Origin of the sequence: Paenirhodobacter populi (genome assembly GCF_004022215.1) — a bacterium.
GTDB classification, from domain to species: domain Bacteria; phylum Pseudomonadota; class Alphaproteobacteria; order Rhodobacterales; family Rhodobacteraceae; genus Rhodobacter; species Rhodobacter populi.
The window spans coordinates 43194-59876 of the sequence record NZ_SAUZ01000010.1; the positions used below are offsets into that span (position 1 = coordinate 43194).

General features: G+C 67.7%; 16 protein-coding genes. 10 read left to right on the forward strand and 6 right to left on the reverse strand.

The window, feature by feature from the left end; genetic code table 11:
- The first annotated feature begins 4 nt into the window (after positions 1-4).
- The 9 genes from D2T30_RS09495 to D2T30_RS09535 all read left to right on the forward strand — a co-directional run bounded on the left by D2T30_RS09495 (position 5) and on the right by D2T30_RS09535 (position 8937).
- Entirely contained in the window at positions 5-787 is a 783-nt protein-coding gene (locus tag D2T30_RS09495) for an SDR family NAD(P)-dependent oxidoreductase (protein WP_128208675.1), read from the forward strand.
- Entirely contained in the window at positions 787-1182 is a 396-nt protein-coding gene (locus D2T30_RS09500; protein WP_128208676.1) for a nuclear transport factor 2 family protein, read from the forward strand. Before D2T30_RS09495 ends, D2T30_RS09500 begins: the two co-directional genes overlap by 1 nt.
- Before the next feature lie 161 nt (positions 1183-1343).
- Positions 1344-2561, forward strand: a complete 1218-nt coding sequence (locus D2T30_RS09505) for an MFS transporter (RefSeq protein WP_128185482.1) — start codon at positions 1344-1346, stop codon at positions 2559-2561.
- A 24-nt stretch (positions 2562-2585) separates the two neighbouring features.
- Positions 2586-3893 (forward strand): FAD-dependent monooxygenase, encoded by a 1308-nt coding sequence (locus D2T30_RS09510; RefSeq protein WP_128208677.1) that lies wholly within the window; start codon positions 2586-2588, stop codon positions 3891-3893.
- Positions 3894-3945: 52 nt separating this feature from the next.
- Positions 3946-5001, forward strand: coding sequence for an amidohydrolase family protein (locus D2T30_RS09515; RefSeq protein WP_128208678.1), 1056 nt, complete (start codon positions 3946-3948; stop codon positions 4999-5001).
- A 53-nt stretch (positions 5002-5054) separates the two neighbouring features.
- Entirely contained in the window at positions 5055-5909 is an 855-nt protein-coding gene (locus tag D2T30_RS09520; protein ID WP_128208679.1) for a fumarylacetoacetate hydrolase family protein, read from the forward strand.
- A 128-nt stretch (positions 5910-6037) separates the two neighbouring features.
- Positions 6038-7063, forward strand: a complete 1026-nt coding sequence (gene dctP / locus D2T30_RS09525; protein ID WP_128208680.1) for a TRAP transporter substrate-binding protein DctP — start codon at positions 6038-6040, stop codon at positions 7061-7063.
- Positions 7064-7132: 69 nt separating this feature from the next.
- Positions 7133-7642 carry a TRAP transporter small permease gene (locus D2T30_RS09530; RefSeq protein ID WP_128208681.1) on the forward strand — a complete coding sequence of 170 codons (510 nt, stop codon included), beginning with the start codon at positions 7133-7135 and terminating at the stop codon, positions 7640-7642.
- Positions 7642-8937, forward strand: coding sequence for a TRAP transporter large permease (locus tag D2T30_RS09535; protein ID WP_128208682.1), 1296 nt, complete (start codon positions 7642-7644; stop codon positions 8935-8937). The genes D2T30_RS09530 and D2T30_RS09535 overlap by 1 nt, the downstream gene beginning before the upstream one ends.
- Before the next feature lie 267 nt (positions 8938-9204).
- On the opposite strand, the gene D2T30_RS23050 is transcribed toward D2T30_RS09535, so the two are convergent.
- On the reverse strand, positions 9205-9375 hold the full coding sequence (locus D2T30_RS23050) for a hypothetical protein (RefSeq protein WP_164884270.1): 171 nt from the start codon (positions 9373-9375) through the stop codon (positions 9205-9207).
- 329 nt (positions 9376-9704) lie between these two features.
- On the opposite strand from D2T30_RS23050, the gene D2T30_RS09540 reads away from it, so the two are divergent.
- Positions 9705-9890 (forward strand): hypothetical protein, encoded by a 186-nt coding sequence (locus tag D2T30_RS09540; protein ID WP_128208683.1) that lies wholly within the window; start codon positions 9705-9707, stop codon positions 9888-9890.
- A gap of 53 nt (positions 9891-9943) precedes the next feature.
- Here D2T30_RS09540 and D2T30_RS09545 read toward each other — a convergent pair whose 3' ends face one another.
- The 5 genes from D2T30_RS09545 to D2T30_RS09565 are packed head-to-tail and all read right to left on the reverse strand — an operon-like array spanning position 9944 to position 16674.
- On the reverse strand, positions 9944-10633 hold the full coding sequence (locus tag D2T30_RS09545; RefSeq protein WP_128208684.1) for a GntR family transcriptional regulator: 690 nt from the start codon (positions 10631-10633) through the stop codon (positions 9944-9946).
- A gap of 58 nt (positions 10634-10691) precedes the next feature.
- Positions 10692-12110, reverse strand: a complete 1419-nt coding sequence (locus D2T30_RS09550) for an amidase family protein (RefSeq protein ID WP_128208685.1) — start codon at positions 12108-12110, stop codon at positions 10692-10694.
- A gap of 26 nt (positions 12111-12136) precedes the next feature.
- Complete coding sequence (locus D2T30_RS09555) at positions 12137-13735, reverse strand: gamma-glutamyltransferase family protein (protein ID WP_128208686.1); 1599 nt, start codon at positions 13733-13735, stop codon at positions 12137-12139.
- 19 nt (positions 13736-13754) lie between these two features.
- Positions 13755-15149: an amidase family protein gene (locus tag D2T30_RS09560; RefSeq protein ID WP_128208687.1), complete on the reverse strand. Its 1395-nt coding sequence runs from the start codon at positions 15147-15149 to the stop codon at positions 13755-13757.
- Between the two features lie 10 nt (positions 15150-15159).
- The gene (locus tag D2T30_RS09565; RefSeq protein WP_128208688.1) at positions 15160-16674 is read right to left on the reverse strand and encodes a M81 family metallopeptidase; all 1515 of its coding nucleotides are present in this window, start codon (positions 16672-16674) and stop codon (positions 15160-15162) included.
- Positions 16675-16683 lie beyond the last annotated feature (9 nt).

The following is a 16683-nucleotide window of genomic DNA, read 5'->3' on the forward strand; positions in this document are numbered from 1 at the left end:
TATCATGGATCTGGGACTTACCGGCCGCACCGCTTTCGTCTGCGCCTCTTCGCAGGGGCTTGGCCTTGCCTGCGCCACCGCGCTTGCCCGCGAGGGGGCGGCGGTCACGCTCAACGGGCGGAACGCGGAAAAGCTTGCCCGCGTGGCGCATGACTTGCGCGACACCTTTCCGGGCGCCCGCGTCGATTACGTCGCGGCCGACCTGAACACCGCCGGGGGACGCGCAGCGATCCTTGCGCAGTTGCCCGAGGTGGATATCCTCGTCACCAACAACGAAGGGCCGAAACCCGGCGGGCTGGAAAGCTGGGACGAGGCGGCCCTGATCGGCGCGATGGAGATGAACATGATCCCCGCCGTGCAGCTGATGCGGGCCTATATCCCCGGCATGCGCGCGCGCAAATTCGGGCGGATCGTCAACATCACCTCGGCCATGGTCAAGAGCCCGCGCTATTTCATGGGGCTGTCGACCGCGGCGCGCACCGCGCTGACGGCGATTTCCAAGGCCGTGGCGCGCGAAGTGGTGGCCGACAACGTCACCGTCAACAACCTGATGCCGGAAAAGATCGACACGCCGCGGCAAGACGCCATCGCCGCGCATTTCATGAAGACCGAGGGGCTGACCCGCGATCAGGTCCGCGCCCGCACCATCTCGACCATCGCGGCGAAGCGCTTTGGCGAGGCGGCGGAGTTCGGCGATGCCTGCGCCTTTCTGTGCGCGGCGCAGGCGGGCTATATCTCGGGGCAGAACCTGCAGCTTGACGGCGGCACCTACGAGGGGCTGATCTGATGGGGCTGATCGCGCACGACAGCCCCCTTGGGCAGGAGCTTATGGCCTTTGAAGGGGAACGCCGCCGGGCGCTGATCTCTGGCGATGCGGCGGCGCTCGACCGGATCCTGCATCCGGATCTGGTGCATGTGCATTCCTCGGGCATGGTGCATGGCAAGGCGGAGTTCATCGCCCATGTCGGGCGGATGGGCGGCTTTGTGGACATCACGCGCGGCCCGGTCGAGCTGCGCACGACCGGGGCGGACGGCGCGCTGATGACCGGGCCGACGGTGAACCGGGTGCGCCGGCTCGACAGTGGCGAGATCGTCGATCTGACCGCCTTCGGCACCGTCGTCGCGCTGCGCGGGGGCGATGGCTGGCAGGTGTTGCTGTCGCAGATCACCTTGCGGAAATGATCCGTCCGCCGCCCCCTTCCGCAATATGAAACGATGCGGAAGTTCCGTTAGGACAGGCGAACGATCCGGGGCAATGTGGCGCAAGTGAAGGCAGGCCGGCCAGGGAGACTCCGCGCAGATGCGGAAAGACCGGCCCCGCCGAGGTTCTGGGAGGAACTCACATGTCGACTTTGATCAAGGCCCCGCTGGCGCGGGTGCTGATTGTGTATGGCCTTGGCGTCGCCGCCGCGATGTGCGTCAGCGAAGCCGTGACCGAACTGGGCAAGATCGCCGCGGAGTTCCATCCCCCCTCGCGGGCTGTCGTCGGGCTGATCATGTCGATGCCGGCGATGATCGTCGCGCTTGGGGCGTTGCTGGCCGGGTATTTTGTTGACCGGGTGGGCGACAGGCGGATCCTGTTCCTTGGCGTGGTGGTGATGATCTTGGGTGATCTGTGCGTGATCGTCGCGCCCTCGCTGCACCTGCTGCTGGCGGCGCGGGCGCTGACCGGGGTGGGCTATGTGCTGACCGCCGTCGCCGCCGTCACCGCGCTGATCCGGCTGACCTCGGGCGGGCAGCGGACCATGGCGCTGGCGCTGTGGTCGACCTTCGTGCCGATGAGCTTTCTGGTCCCCTTCGTTTCGGCCGGGATTGCCGGGGCGATCGGGACGTGGCGGGCGGCCTTCGGTTTTCACATCGCCTTCATGACCGGGTTGCTGATCCTGGCCGCGCTGGCCATCCCGCGCCCCGAGGTGAAGGGCCGCCCCGATCACAGTCGCGGCGTGGGCCGGGTGCTGCGCGCGCCCATGGTCTACCTGCTGGGGATTTCCTTCGCCGGCGACGCCTTCTTGCAGACCGGGGTGCTGGCGACGCTGGGGCATTACCTTTCGGCGAAATACCACGTCGAGGAAGTCGCGGTGGAACACTGGAACGCGGTGTCGATGATCGTGAATGCCGCCGCCTGTCTGGGTGTCGGGATCATGCTGCGCCGGGGCGTGTCGAGCACGGCGATCACCACCCTTGGCCTGATCGTCACCGCCGTGCCGGGGATCGTGCTTTACAGCAGCCATATCGGCTTCATGCCCTCGATCATCGCGGTCTGGGTGCTGATGTTCGGCTCGGGCCTGCTGGTGGGCATGTGGGCGCTGGTGCCCGGCGTGGCCCCTTCGCCCGAAAGCACCGGCGCGACCAGCGGGCTCGTGACGCAGCTCACGCTGTTCGGGGTGCTGCTCGGGCCGCCGCTGTTCTTTGCCGCGCAGGCCGCGCTTGGCCCGGGGCCGATCCTGACGGTGTTCCTGATGTCCATCGCCGTCTGTGCTCTGCGCTATCCGGTCTGCCGCCTTGCCGACCGTTCGCCCCGCCTTGCCCATGGCGCGCCGGCCGAAGTGCCGGTCGCCTGAGACCATACCGATCTGGAGGAAAACATGCTTGATATCGCCATCATCGGCGCCGGCCCCGGCGGCCTCGCCACCGCGCTGCGCCTGCATCAAAAGGGCTTCCGCCCGAAGATCTACGAAGCGGTCCCGGACCTGAAGCCGCTTGGCGTCGGCGTCGACATCAAGGTCTACGGAACCAAGGAACTGACCGAGCTGGACCTGCTCGACCGCTTCCGCGAAATCTCGGTCGAGGCGACGGAATCGATCTTCTACACCGGTCACGGGCAGGAGATCTTCGGCGAGAAATGCGGCCGCCACATCGGCTACGAGCACGAACAGCGCTTCGTCCATCGCGGCACCTTGCAGTTCATGCTGCGCGAGGCGGTGATCGAACGGCTTGGCCCCGATGCGATCGTCTACGGCGCCCGGTTCCAGAGCTTCGAGCAGGACGAGACCGGCGTCACCGTGCATTTCGCCCCGCAGGACGGCGTGCCGGCCAGCATCCGCGCGGATGTGGTGATCGGCGTCGACGGCATCCATTCGGCGGTGCGCAAGCAGGTCCTGCCCGACAGCAGGCGCACCCATTATTCCGGCATCGCCATGTATCGCGGCGTCACCGTGATGCCGCCCTACCGCGACGGCGGCACGATCCTGCACATCGGCGATCCGATCCGGCAGGGCAGCCTGATCGTCTATCCGATTGCCAACAACGTCGACGGCAAAGGCAGCCAGCTCATCAACTGGGTGTGCGAGCAGCACGGCAAGCCCAAGGGGATCGAGGACTGGTCCGTCCGCGTCGGCCCCGAGGACATCGCCCATGTCTTCGACGAGGTGAAGCTGGATTTCCTCGACGTGGGCGAGATGATCCGCAACGCGCGCGAGATCTATATCTACCCGCTGATCGACAATGATCCGCTGGACCAGTGGTCCTTCGGGCGGGTCACGCTGCTGGGCGATGCGGCGCATGCCATGTATCCGCGCGGTGGCAACGGCGTGTGTCAGGCCTTCGTCGATGCCCGCGTCATCGCGGAAAAGCTGGCCGAAATCGCCGATCCCGTCGCCGCGTTGCAGGCCTATGAGGGCGCGCGGCGCGAAAGCGTCAACCGGCTGGTCATCGCCAACCGCGGCGAAGGTCCCGAGGTGATCCGCCGTCTGGTCGAGGAGAAATCCGGCGGCAAGCCCTTTGACGACATCGACGCGATCATCCCGCGCGCCGAGATCGAGGCGCTGTTCATGGAATACCACCGCATGGCCGGGATGAAGCGTCCCGACGATGCCGCGAAAGACAATGCCTTCAAGCCGGTCTTCACCGAGGAAACGATGAAGAAGACCGCCTTCAAGGAAGACATCCGCTGATACGGCGCTGCCCTGGCGCTGCATACTTTCATCCGAAAAGGGAGTGATGAATATGACGACGAAACCGCGCGTGATCGATGCGAACATGCACTGGCTGCCCGATACGCTGTTCACCGACGAGGATCTGCGCGAAAAGATGATGCGCTGCATTCCGCGGCAGAACAACATCCATGTCTCGATGACGCCGATCAAAGGCAAGAACCTCAACCAGATCATCATCGAGGAACCCAAGGGCTATGTGAACATCAACTACGCCGAGGGCCAGTACAACATCGAAAGCCAGTTGGCCGACATGGACAAGGCGGGCATCGACCATGCGGTGTTCCGTATCCCCGTGTGGCAGGAATGGCTGGATCTGGATTGTTCCAAGCGCATCAACGACGGTCTGGCGGATTACGTCAGCCGCTCGGGCGGGCGGTTCACCGCGCTGGCCGTCTGCCCGCCCTGGGGCGACAAGACGATGATCGCCGAGGTCGAACGCTGCATCGACCAGCTTGGCTTCAAGGGGGTCCAGCTTGCCTGCAAATATGGCGACATCTTCCTCGATGACGAGGCGTTCTTCCCCTATTTCGAGTTCCTGAACGACCGCAAAATCCCCGCCGTGGTGCATCACACGCCGCTGCCGGTGGATTACAATTCGATCCTGACCTACAACAACCAGCGCCGCCAGTATGGCCGCTGCATCGCGCAGGGCACGGCCGTCGGGCGCGAGCTGTTCTCGGGCCTGTTCGACCGCTTCCCGAACCTGAAGCTGAGCCATTCGATGCTGGGTGGCGGCTTCTTCGCCTTCGTCGACATGCTGGTGCCGAAGCCGCGCCATGCCTATGGCGATGCGGTCGACCGTTTCGACACCGGCAATTCCAACCTGCGCGAGCAGCTGAAGAACAACCTGTTCTTCGACATTTCCGGGCCTCCGCAATGGGGCAAGAAGCAGCTGGAATGCGCGGTCGAGGTGCTGGGCGAGGACAACATCCTTTACGGAGCCTCCTATCCGATCCGCAAGGACTGGTTCTTCGACGGGGTGCCGGTGGTCGAGGAACTCGACATCTCGGACGAGGCGAAGGCCAAGATCTTTTCGAAGAACGCCGAAAAGCTGTTCGGCATCTGAACGACCTATCGGGCGCCGTAACCGCGGCGCCCCCTTTCCGACAGGGGTTTCCCATGAAAATTGCCCGTTTCACCGAATCCGGCCGGACCCGGATCGGCAAGGTCGTTGACGAAAGCATCGTCGATCTGACGCCGGTCGTGGGGGAGGGCGCCTCGATGCGCCGGGTCATCGCCGATCTGGCGGCGCTGCGCCCGGCGCTCGAGGCGTTCGACGGCCCGGCTTATGCGCTGGATGCCGTGCGGCTTGAGGTGCCGGTGCCGGATCCGCAGAAATTCCTCGCCATCGGGATGAACTACGCCAAGCACGCCGAAGAGGCGCGGCAGGCCGGCATCCCGATCCCGTCGAGCCAGATGTGGTTCAACAAGCAGGTCTCCTGCCTGAACGCGCCCTTCGATCCGGTGGTCAAGCCCGACGCCTCGGACAAGATGGACTACGAGGTCGAACTGGGCGTGGTGATCGGCAGCCGCTGCCGCCATGTCGCGCGCGAGGATGCGCGAGGCGTCATCGCGGGCTATGTGATCGTCAACGACGTTTCGGCGCGCGACTGGCTGCCGAAATCGCCGACCTTCACCTTGGGCAAGTCGTTCGACACCCACGGCCCGGTCGGCCCGTGGATCACCACCGACGACGAAATCCCTGATCCGCTTGATCTGGGGATGAAGCTCTGGGTCAATGGCGAGCTGCGCCAGAACGACCGCACCAACGACATGATCTACGACATCTACGACCAGATTTCCTACCTGAGCACGGTGATGACGCTGGAACCCGGCGACATTCTGGCGACCGGCACGCCCTCGGGCATCGGCGCGCCGAAAGGGATCTTCCTTCTGCCGGGCGACGTGATGCGACTGGAGATCGAGCGTCTGGGCGCGATCGAGGCCACCGTGGTCGCCGAGACCCGCGCCTGAGGCGCGGCCATGCCGCCATTGTCCGCAATGTGAAAGACTCGCGCCGCGCGCCTTGGCAGGCGCGGCGCCGCCGACCAAGATCGACGTTCAACCCCGGATGGGAGCCGGGGGCAATTGGGGAGGATACCATGAACGCATTCCGTGCGACGCTGGCCGCATCCGTTCTGGCGCTTGCGCCGGGGCTGGGGATGGCCGAAACCAGCCTGATCTTCAACACCTACCTGCCGCCGCATGACGAGCTGTATCAGATCGCCGTGCGCGATTTCGCCGCCGCGATCGAGCGGGAATCCGCGGGCAGTCTCAAGGTCGTCATTCCCGATGCCTCGCTGGCGCCCTCGGACCGGCAATATGAGATGGTCCGCGACGGCATCGCCGATATGGCGCTGGTGTCCTCGGGCGGGGTGCCGCAGCTTGTGGCGCTGAACCGGATCGCCGATCTGCCGATGAATTCGCCCTCGGCGCGTGCCGCCTCGATCGCGCTGTGGGAAACGTATAACACCTATTTCCTGCCCTTCGACGAATTCAAGGGCGTCAAGGTGCTGTCGACCAGCGTGCTGCCGGGGCGGCAGATCCTGTCGCTGCGCCGGACCGATGTGCAGGAGGTCGGCGACATGTCGGGGGTCAAGCTCTGGTCGCCGCCCGGCGCGCTGAGCGAAACCGTCCGGCTGCTGGGTGCGGTGCCGGTCAACTCGGAATTCACCGACCTGCAGGAATATGTGACCAAGGGCACGGTCGACGGCATGGTGATGGCGGCGGGTTCCGCCAGCAGCGCGCGGGTTCTGGATTACGTCACCTCGGTCACCGAGGTGCCGGGGGGGCTCGGCTCGCTGTCCTTCGCGGTTTTCATCTCGGGCGAGCGGTGGAACGAACTCGACGCGGATCAGCAGGCGGCGGTGCTGCGCGCGGCCGAGGGCCTGCCGGAACGCACCGGGGCGGCGGCAGATGCGGCCGAACGCGAACTGGACCCGGTGATGGCGAAGATCCCGACGCACAAGCTCGAAGGCGCGTCGCTGGCGGGGTTCGAGGCCAGGCTTGAGGCCCGGATCGACGACTGGAAGACGCGCGCCGCCGCCAAGGGACTGCAGAACCCCGACGAGGTTCTGGCCTTCTACCGCGACGTCCTTGCCCGTGAAACCAGAGACAGTCTCGACTGATCTCGCACGTTCCCTCCGACGCCGCCCGGGTCTTCCCGGGCTGCATGGAAGGAACGACTGGAGACCGCCATGATTGCCAAAATCAACCTCTGGATCATCCGCATCTGCACCACGATCGCCGGCATCGCCCTTGTCTTCATGGGGGCGATCGCCTTTGTCGACAGCATCGGCCGGCCGCTGGGGCATCCCCTGCCGGGGGCCAGCGAATATGTCAGCTTCGCGCTGATGATCTTCTTCTTCGCCGCGCTGCCGGTGGTGGTGAAGGACGATGCGCATATCCGGGTCGGGCTGTTTTCCGACCTCTACCGGCCGCGCCTGATGCGGATCGAGCGGTACTTCACCGCCATTCTGGAAACCGCGGCCTTTGCCGCCTTCGCCTGGATGATGTTCGATCAGGCGGCGCGGCTGGAACGTTTCGGCACGCTGTCGGTGTTCTTTGAAATCCCGATGGCGCCCTGGGTGATGGCGGCGGGCGTGTTCACCGTCGTCGCCACCTGGTTCGCGCTGATCCGGCTGCGCCATCTGGACACCGACCCCCATCCGCATCCTCATGCCCTGCCCGACGAGGAAGACACCTGATGCTGACCCTTTTCGTCCTCTCCGCGCTGGTCGGGCTGATCGCCTTCACGCGGGTTCCCCTTGGTCTGGCGATGATGTTCGTCGGCACCGCTGGGATCGCCACGATCCATCCGCGCGGCTTCGGGGCGGCGCTGGCCATTTCCGAACAGCAGGTGATGAAGCTGGCGCTGAACTACCAGTTCTCGGTGCTGCCGCTGTTCATCCTGATGGGGGTGTTCATCGTCAAGGCGGGCTTGGCCGACGAGATGTTCGAGGCGGCGCGCCGCTGGCTCGGCCGGTTCCGCGGCGGGCTCGGCATGGCCACGATCATCGCCTGCGGCGGGTTTTCGGCGATGTGCGCCTCCTCCTCCGCCTCGACCGCGACGATGGCCAAGATCTCGCTGCCCGAACTGGAAAAGGCGGGGTATGACAAGGGTTTCGCCGCCGGGTCCATCGCCGCGGGCGGCACGATGGGGGTGCTGATCCCGCCATCGGGCGCGCTGATCATCTATGCGCTGCTGACCCAGCAGAGCGTCAGCGCGCTGTTCGTCGCGGGGATCCTTCCGGGACTGGTGCAGGTGGTGATCTATATCGGGGTGATGATGGCGATCGCCGCGCTGAAGCCCGACTGGGTGCCGGTCGGCACCCGCTACGGCCGGGCCGAGCGCTGGTCCGCGCTTGGCAAGATCTGGGGCCTGCTGGTGCTGTTCGCGCTGATCATGGGCGGGCTGACGCGCGGCTGGTTTACCGCGACCGAGGCGGGCGGCATCGGTGCGGGCGGGGCGTTCCTGTTCCTCATCTTGCGCCGCAAGCTGACGTGGAAGGTTTTCGTCGACAGCATCGTCGAGGCGGCCAAGATCTCGACCATGATCTTCATCGTGGCGGCGGGGGCGCTGGTGCTGAACCAGTTCATCAACCTGTCGGGGATTTCGGGAAACACCATCCGGTTCATCCAGTCGCTCGACCTCAGCCCGATGATGATCGTGATCTGTTTCGTGGTGTTCTACGTGGTGCTGGGCTGCCTGATGGACGGTTTCGCGATGATCTTCCTGACCGTGCCGATCATCGCCCCGATCATTCAGGGGCTGGGATTCGATCTGGTCTGGTGGGGGATCGTCACCGTTCTGGTGGTGGAGATCAGCCTGATCACCCCGCCGGTCGGGCTGAACGTCTTCATCCTGAAAGCGATGCTGCCAAGCCTGCCGGTGCAGCAGATCTTCAAGGGGATCGCCCCTTATGTGGCGGCGGATGTGCTGCGGCTGGCACTGCTGCTGGGCTTTCCGGCGCTGGCGCTATGGCTGCCCAGCATGATGTGATCCCTTCGCGCCTCGGGGCGCGAGGGGGCGGCCCGGGGGGCCGTGACACCGGCGGTCTGCCACGCTGTCCCGATGCCGGCCCGGGATCCCCGGGCCGCAACGACGGAAGGCTTGCGCTGCGTCGATCCCCCGCCGTCTTGCCCCGGTCCCGTAACCCGTCCTCGGCGCGACGATGCACCATGTGATCGATACGCTGACCACGCGCATCGTTGCGTAGGAATACGGGATGGATGAACGCCTGCCTTCAGGGTTGCTCTCGCAGAAGGATCAGCCCCTGCGCTGATGCCATATCTGAACCAGACCGGTCATCTGGCCTTGCCTCAGCGCCTCGTGCCGGTCCAGCCCGTCGAGGACGTATCCGAATTCGGCGATCCACACCCGCCCGTTACGGATCGTGACGACCGGCCGCTCTCCCACCAGCGCGTGGGCCGAAGGCATGGGGCATCTGCCCCCCACTTCATCGCCGCCAGTACGGTAACGGGTTCGTCGTCTCGGCGCGGGACATCTTTGCCGCAAGGTGCCTTGCGTGGAAATGGCTGTTCTCGATCTGGAGCAGGATCCCGGACAGACGTTCGCGCGGCTGTGCGTTGAAATCTAAGGCCGCCGATTCTATCGGGCGCGTGGCGCTGATCCGCCGCAAGGAACGCCCATCGCGCCTTCGTCGCGGGGTTTCCGGGATCGCCGGGCATGAACATGCTTGATGCCGCCATCTTCCCGGCCGGGGTGGTGCCGTCCGCCGGGGCGCGGCAGGGGATCTGGAAATCCCGGTGCGGCTGATCTCGCACGAGCTGGTCGGGGGGCAGGTCATCGTGCGTCTCGCGACGCCGGGCGGGGATCTGAGCGCCGTGATCGACCGCGAGGACGGCGGCGGCTTTGCCGTGGCGGACAGGGTTTCCCTTCCGGCGCACAAGCTTCATTTCTTCGGCGCGGATGGCCGGAGCGTTTCGCCCTAGCCCTGTCGGGGCAATCGCCCCCGGGCTGAAGGCGCGCCGCGCCCGGGTGCTGGTCAGGCGGCGGGCGTGTCCCCCTGACCGCGGAGCCATGCGGTCAGGCGCAGCCCCTCGGTCTCGTCATGTTCCCAGGCGGCGGCCGCGGCGGCTTCGGCATCGCCCGCGCGCAGCGCGGCGATCAGCGGCTGGTGCTGGGCGATGATATCCCCGGGGCCGGTCGCCACATGGGTGTTGCTGGTCGCGATGAACAGCCGGACCTGCTGTTCGACGATGCGGTATTGCGCGGCCAGCCGGCGGTGGCCGCTGCTGTCGATGATGACCTGATGCAGGGCGAAATCGGCGTCGATCATCTCTTTCAGGTTGCCCGCCTCGCAGGCCGTCCTCAGCGCCGAGAATGCCGTTTCCAGCGCGGCGCGGATTTCCGGTTCCCGCCTTTGCGCCGCAAGCCGCGAGGCGAGGCTTTCGAGGCTGCCGCGCAGGGTCCATATCTCCCACACGTCATGCGGGGTGAGCGAGGCCACCTGCCAGCCGGTATAGGGGATCTGCACCACGATCCCCTCGACCGTCAGGCGGTGCAGCGCGGTGCGCAGCGTCGCCCGCGCGACGCCAAGCTGATCGGCCAGCGCGATTTCCGTCAGCCGCTCGCCGGGGCGCGCCTCGCCCGACAGGATGAAGTCGCGCAGGTTGTCCGTGACGATGGATTCGGTCGACTGACGGGCGACGGGGCGCAACTTGCTGAGCGACATGGAACCTCTTTCATCGCCGGGGCGTCCCCGGCGCGGTTATGGCACCGCAACGCCCGGGCTAGGGCTGCGGTTCGGCGATCGACACCGGCGTGCCGCGCGCCTCGATCGATTCTGCGGCCGCGAGGGCTATATCCTCGCGATACCGGCCGGCGACGATCTGGATCCCGACAGGGGTTCCATCCGCCGTCAGCCCGGTGTTGAGCGTCAGCGCAGGCAGGCCGTTGACCGGCAGGCCGATCATCGACATCTGCGCATCCCATACCCGCCGGTAATCCGCCGCGCTGCGAAGGTCAAGATCGTCGGCAAAGGGCAGCTCGGCGCAGGGCGGCAGCAGGACGACCGGATAGCTTTCGGTGAATTCGCACCAGGCCCGGGCGATGCCGATGCGCTGGCTCAGCGCGGCGGAGAATTCCGGCAGCCCGATCGACAGCGCGAAATCCCGTTGCCCGGCAAGGGCGGCGATGGCGCCGGGGTCGCCCTCGCGGTCGGCGGCGGCGACCAGACCGGCGTAATCGTCGCCCATCCACAGGGTCAGCTGCACGGCGACGGCCTCGCGGATCGGCGGCAGGGCGTCCAGTTCGTCCACCTGCCAGCCGGCATCGCGCAGCCTTGCCGCCGCGTCGAGAAGCGCCTGTTGCAGCTCGGGCGCGGTGTCCATTCCGTCGGGCTTCAGGCAGAGCGCCGCCCGCCGCGGCACGGCGGGGCCGGACAGCGGCACGGGCACGGACCACGGGTCCTGCGGATCGGTCTTCGCCATCGCCGTGAAGGCCAGCCGCAGGTCGTCCACGCTGCGGGCCAGCGGTCCGGACACGGCCATGATCTGGCCGCCGATGGTGCGGTTCTTGCCGGTGGCGTTATGCGCGGCGATCCGCCCGATGGTGGGGCGCAGCCCGTGCACGCCGCAGGCATAGGCCGGATAGCGCACCGATCCGGCGATGTCGGTGCCATGCCCGATCGAGCCGATCCCCGCCGCCACCGCCGCCCCCGCGCCACCCGAGGATCCGCCGGGCGTCAGCGCCCTGTTGCGCGGGTTGAAGGTATGGCCATGCAGCAGGTTTCCGGTGAACCAGCGATAGCTGAACGCCGGCGTGTTGGTCCGCCCCAGCGACACCGCCCCCGCGCCCAGAAGGTTCGCCACCACCGGATTGTGGGTTTTCGCGATCAGGTCCTTTTGCGCCTTCAGCCCGTTCGTCGTGGCATAGCCGATCTGATCGACATTGACCTTGATGGTGATCGGCACGCCGGCCAGAACGCCGGGATCGCGGCCCTGCGCCACCGCCGCATCGACGGCGGCCGCGGCCGCCAGCGTATCCTCGGGCCGGCATTCGATCACCGCGTTGATCGCCGGATTCACGGCATCAAGCCGGCCAAGCGCGGATTTCGCGACCTCGGTCGCCGAGACGGTGCCCGCGCGGACCAATGCGGCGATACGGCTGGCGGGCAGGCTCCAGAGCGGGCCTTCGGGTGTGGATGTCATCTTGCGACTCCGTTGGTTTCAATCTCTCAGGGCAGCAGCGGTTCGCCTTCGGCGACCGCATCGGACCACAGATGCCAGGGTTCCGCCATGCCTTCGTTCACGCCGTTCCGGCGGCGCACGGCGCCAAGCGTGGTGAAGCTGTTCGGATGCAGCATCCGCTCGCTCAGCACCACCGGAAAGTCCGCGGCCAGCGCGGCAAGGGTTTCCGCCCCCAGCCGCGCATCCGCCACCACCACCGGCGGGGCCGACAGGTCGTAGCGCGGCGCGGCGATGGCCTGTTCCAGATCGTAGCCGTAATCCGCCACATGGATCAGCGCCTGAAACACGGCGGGCAGGATCTTGCGCCCGCCCGAGCCGCCGATGGCGATCACGTCACCGTCCGGGCCGGTCATCATCATCGGCGTGTAATTCGCCAGCGCCTTTTTCGCCGGGCCGATGGCATTCACCCGTCCGGGGCGCGGGTCGAACCAGTTCACCCCGTTGTTGAGCAGGATCCCCGTCTGCGGCGACACCACGCCCGAGCCGAACAGCGACAGCAGCGTCTGCGTCAGCGATACCGCCATGCCGTCGCGGTCGATGACGCTGAAATGGGTGGTGCAGCTGGGCAAGGTGCGCTCGGCCCCGTCGCCAAGCTGGCTGAAACGATGCTCCCACGCCTGCGCCATCGCCTTGCAGCTGGCGACGACCTCGGCGGGGGTGGGGGCGCCCGCGGGCTTCGCGCGGCCGGACAGAAGCCGCAGCGCCAGCGCCACGGTGACGCCGCCGTTCAGCTCGGGCACCAGATGGAGCATGTGCTCGCGGTAGGGTTCGGTCTTCGCGGGGGCCTCGACGGCGGTGAATCCGGCCAGATCCGCGGCGGTCAGGTAGCCCCCCGCCGCCTGCACATCGGCGGCCAGCGCCGCGGCGATCTCGCCGGTATAAAGCGCCTCGGGCCCGTCTTCGGCGATCTGGCGCAGGCTGCGGGCCAGCGCCGGGTTCGACAGCCGCGCGACCCGGCCCGTCACCGCGGCGGGGGCCGAGGGCGGTAGCCCGCCCGGCAGGAACCACGCGGCGCAGGCCTCGTTCCGGCGCAGCCGCGCCATGTCCTGCGCGATCCACAGGGTGGTGTGGGCATCGACGATGGGGCCCGCCTCGGCCAGACGGATCGACGGGGCGACCAGATCGGCCCAGGACAGGCGGCCGAACCGCGCATGCGCCGCCCCGAGCCCGTGCAGCAGGCCCGGGATGCAGACGGATTTCGCGCCGATCACATTGCGGTCTTCCAGCACGTTCGGCCAGCCGAAAAGATCGCCGTCCTTGCCCTCGACCAGCGGGAAATCGGCCGGGTCCAGCCCGGCGGGCGACCGCGCCCCCGCGTCGATCGTGGTGACCGGCCCGTCCGGGGGGCGCACCAGCATCGCGCCCACGCCGCCGATGCCGCTCATCCACGGTTCGAGCACGCCGATGGCGAAGGAGACCGCGACGGCGGCATCGACGGCGCTGCCGCCCGCGGCAAGGATTTCGGCCCCGACATGGGCGGCCTGCCGGTTGTGGGCGGTGACGATGCCCCTGTCGCTGCGCGTCGCGGGCTTGGTCAGGCGCAGGCCGCGCGACAGGTTCGGGGATCGGATATCGGTGAGGGTCATTTGGGGTCCGGAAGATCGTTCAGATGGAAACGGGGTCGATGGGGGCGGGCGGGGCGCCACGATCCGCGATCGCCTCGCCGGCGGCAAGGCAGAACTCCTCTCGCCCGCGTCCGGCAAGGATCTGCACGCCCACGGGTGCGGTGCCGGAAAGGCCGGTGGAAACGGTCATCGCCGGCATGCCGATGGCGGGCGGGCCGGCCATGAAATACTGCTGCTCGGTCAGCCAGGCGAAGCCGTTCTTCAGATCGGCATCCACCTCGAACGGCAGTTGCGACGAGGGCGGCATCAGCAGCACCGGGAAGGTTTCAAAAAACGCCGCCCATTCGCGCACCAGCGCCGCGCGACGGGTCAGCGCATCGCCGAATTCGGTCAGCCCGACCGGGCCGATCCAGTCCACCGCGCCGCGCATGGCGAAGATCGCGCCGGGGTCGCCCTCGGCCTCGGCCGCCGCTACGATGCGTTCGGGCGCGTCCGCGACCCACAGAAGGTGCATGATCCGGCTGGCTTCCTTCAGGGGCGGGATGGCGTCGAGTTCCACCACCGTCCAGCCCGCGTCGGCCAGCCGTTCGGCCGCGTCGCGCAGCGCGGCCTCGACCTCGGGGGCGGTGTCGATGCCCTCGGGATGGGCGCAGAAGGCGGCGAGACGGGGATCGTGCGGGGCGGCCGGAGCCTCGAAATACCACGGGTCGCGGGTGTCGCGCCCGGCCATCGCCTGAAATCCCAGCCGCACGTCCTGCACGGTGCGGGCGAGGGGACCCTGCACCGACATGAGCTGAAACCCGATGGAACGGTCCGGCCCGGTGGCGTTGAAGGTCGCGACGCGGCCAAGCCCGGGGCGCAGCCCGTGGATGCCGCAGGCATAGGCCGGATAGCGGACCGAGCCGCCGATGTCGTTCCCGTGCCCGATGCAGCCGATGCCCGCGGCGGTGGCCGCCGCCGCCCCGCCCGAGGACCCGCCCGGCGTCAGCCGCGGATCGCGCGGGTTCAGGGTGGCGCCGTGCAGCTGGTTGTCGGTGAAATAGCGCGCGCTGAAGGCCGGTGTGTTGGTCCGCCCCAGCAGCACCGCCCCGGCACGCAGGAAATTGTCCACCACCGGGTTGTTTTCCGTGGCGATCAGGCCGGCCTTGCCGCGCAGCCCGTTCGAGGTGGCGTAGCCCGCCTGATCGATGTTGATCTTGATCGTCACCGGCACCCCGGCGAGCGGGCCGAGGGCCGCCCCCGCGGCGATCCGGGCATCGACGGCGGCGGCCTGCGCCAGCACATCCTCGGGGTTGTGATCGACGACGGCGTTGAGCGCCGGATTGACCGCCGCCAGCCGGGCCAGCGCGGCCTCGGCCACCTCGGTGGCGGAGGCCTGTTTCAGCCGGATCAGGTTCGCGGTCTGCGCCGCGGAAAGGCGCCAGAGTTCGGTCATCGGTCTGTCCTCAGGCCTGTTCGGGGGTTCTGGTTTCGGCGAAGCTCGGCCCGCCCGGCATCAGCCGCAGGTCGTCGGGCAGGTGCTTCCACGTCCAGTCGGTGGCGCGCATCATCATCGCGCCCGGCGCGACGGCGGTCAGGATTTCCCCGGCAATGGGGCCGAAATCGGCGCGGAAGTGGATCGCGCTTTTCACCACGACGATATCCATCGCCTCGGGGTCGATGCCGAGGTAGCGGAACATCTCGCGGTCGGCCATCTGCACCTTGGCCGAGGCGACGACGATCCGCACGCCCCCGTGCCGCAGGCAGGCCGAGGGGCCAAGATCCATGTCCAGTTCGCCGAAATAGGGGCCGTGGGTGCGCAGACGGCCATCCGAGACCGCCTCGACGGTGAAGGTCTCGCGCAGGGGGCTGTCGCCCGCGATCGGCGCGCGGCCGCCGAGGTCGAGCGTGACCTGCGCGCCGACGCCCGCCTGCTGCGCCGCCTGCGCCGCCGCCGGATCGAAGATCGCGCCGACCGCGGCCGAGGGAACGTCATGCGCGATCAGCGCCCTGAGGATGCCCATCGTGTCCGAACTGCCGCCCGCGCCGGGATTGTCCTGCGCATCGGCGATGACCACCGGGCGCACGCCCCCGGCGTTCAGCGCCAGCGCCTTTTCCACCACCGCATCGGGATCATAGAGCGGGCCGGAAAATGCCGTCTCCGCCGCAAGGACCTGCGCGTAAAGCGCATCCGCCGCCGCCTGCGCCTGTCCGGGCGTGTCGCCATAGGCCCAGACGACGGGGCTGCATTCGGGGAAATCGGCGGCGGCGAAGCCCATCGCGTAGGAAATCGAGGGCACGGCGGTTTCCGCCTCGATCGCCGCGAGGCCTTCGTAAAGCCCCTTGGCGGGCTGTTCCCCGGTCGCCTGCCAGCAGATCGGCATCATGTAGGGGATGCGGTGCGCGGCCTTGGCAAAGGGCGCGCCCGCCACGCGGCGTTCCAGCAGCCGATGGGCGCGGCGGCCCGTCTCGGCCATGTCGACATGCGGATAGGTGCGGAAGGCGACCAGCGCATCGGCAAGGTCGATCATCCTTTGCGTCACATTCGCATGCAGGTCGAGACTGACGATCACCGGAATGTCGGTCACCGCGCGGATCCGGGCGAGCAGCTCCCCCTCGCCGTCAAAGACGTGTTCCGCCACCATCGCACCGTGCAGGTCCAGATAGATGGCATCGGCGGGCAGGGCGGCGCGGATCCCGGCGACGATCTCGCCCGCGATCCGTTCGTAGGTGTCCCGCGCCACGAAGCCCGAGGGGCAGGCCGCCGTCCACAGGATCGGGACGATCTCGTCCCCCGCCGCCCGCGCCGCGTTCAGGAAACCCGCGCCGGGGATGTTCGCGGTCGGCACCAGCGCCTTCAGCACGTCGGCGCCGCGGCTCAGCGGGGGGAAGCCGCCGCCGTGGGCAAAGGCCGCGTCATCGGCCAGATCCGGGGCAAAGGTGTTGGTTTCGTGCTGAAACCCGGCAAAGATGATGCGCATGTCCTGTCC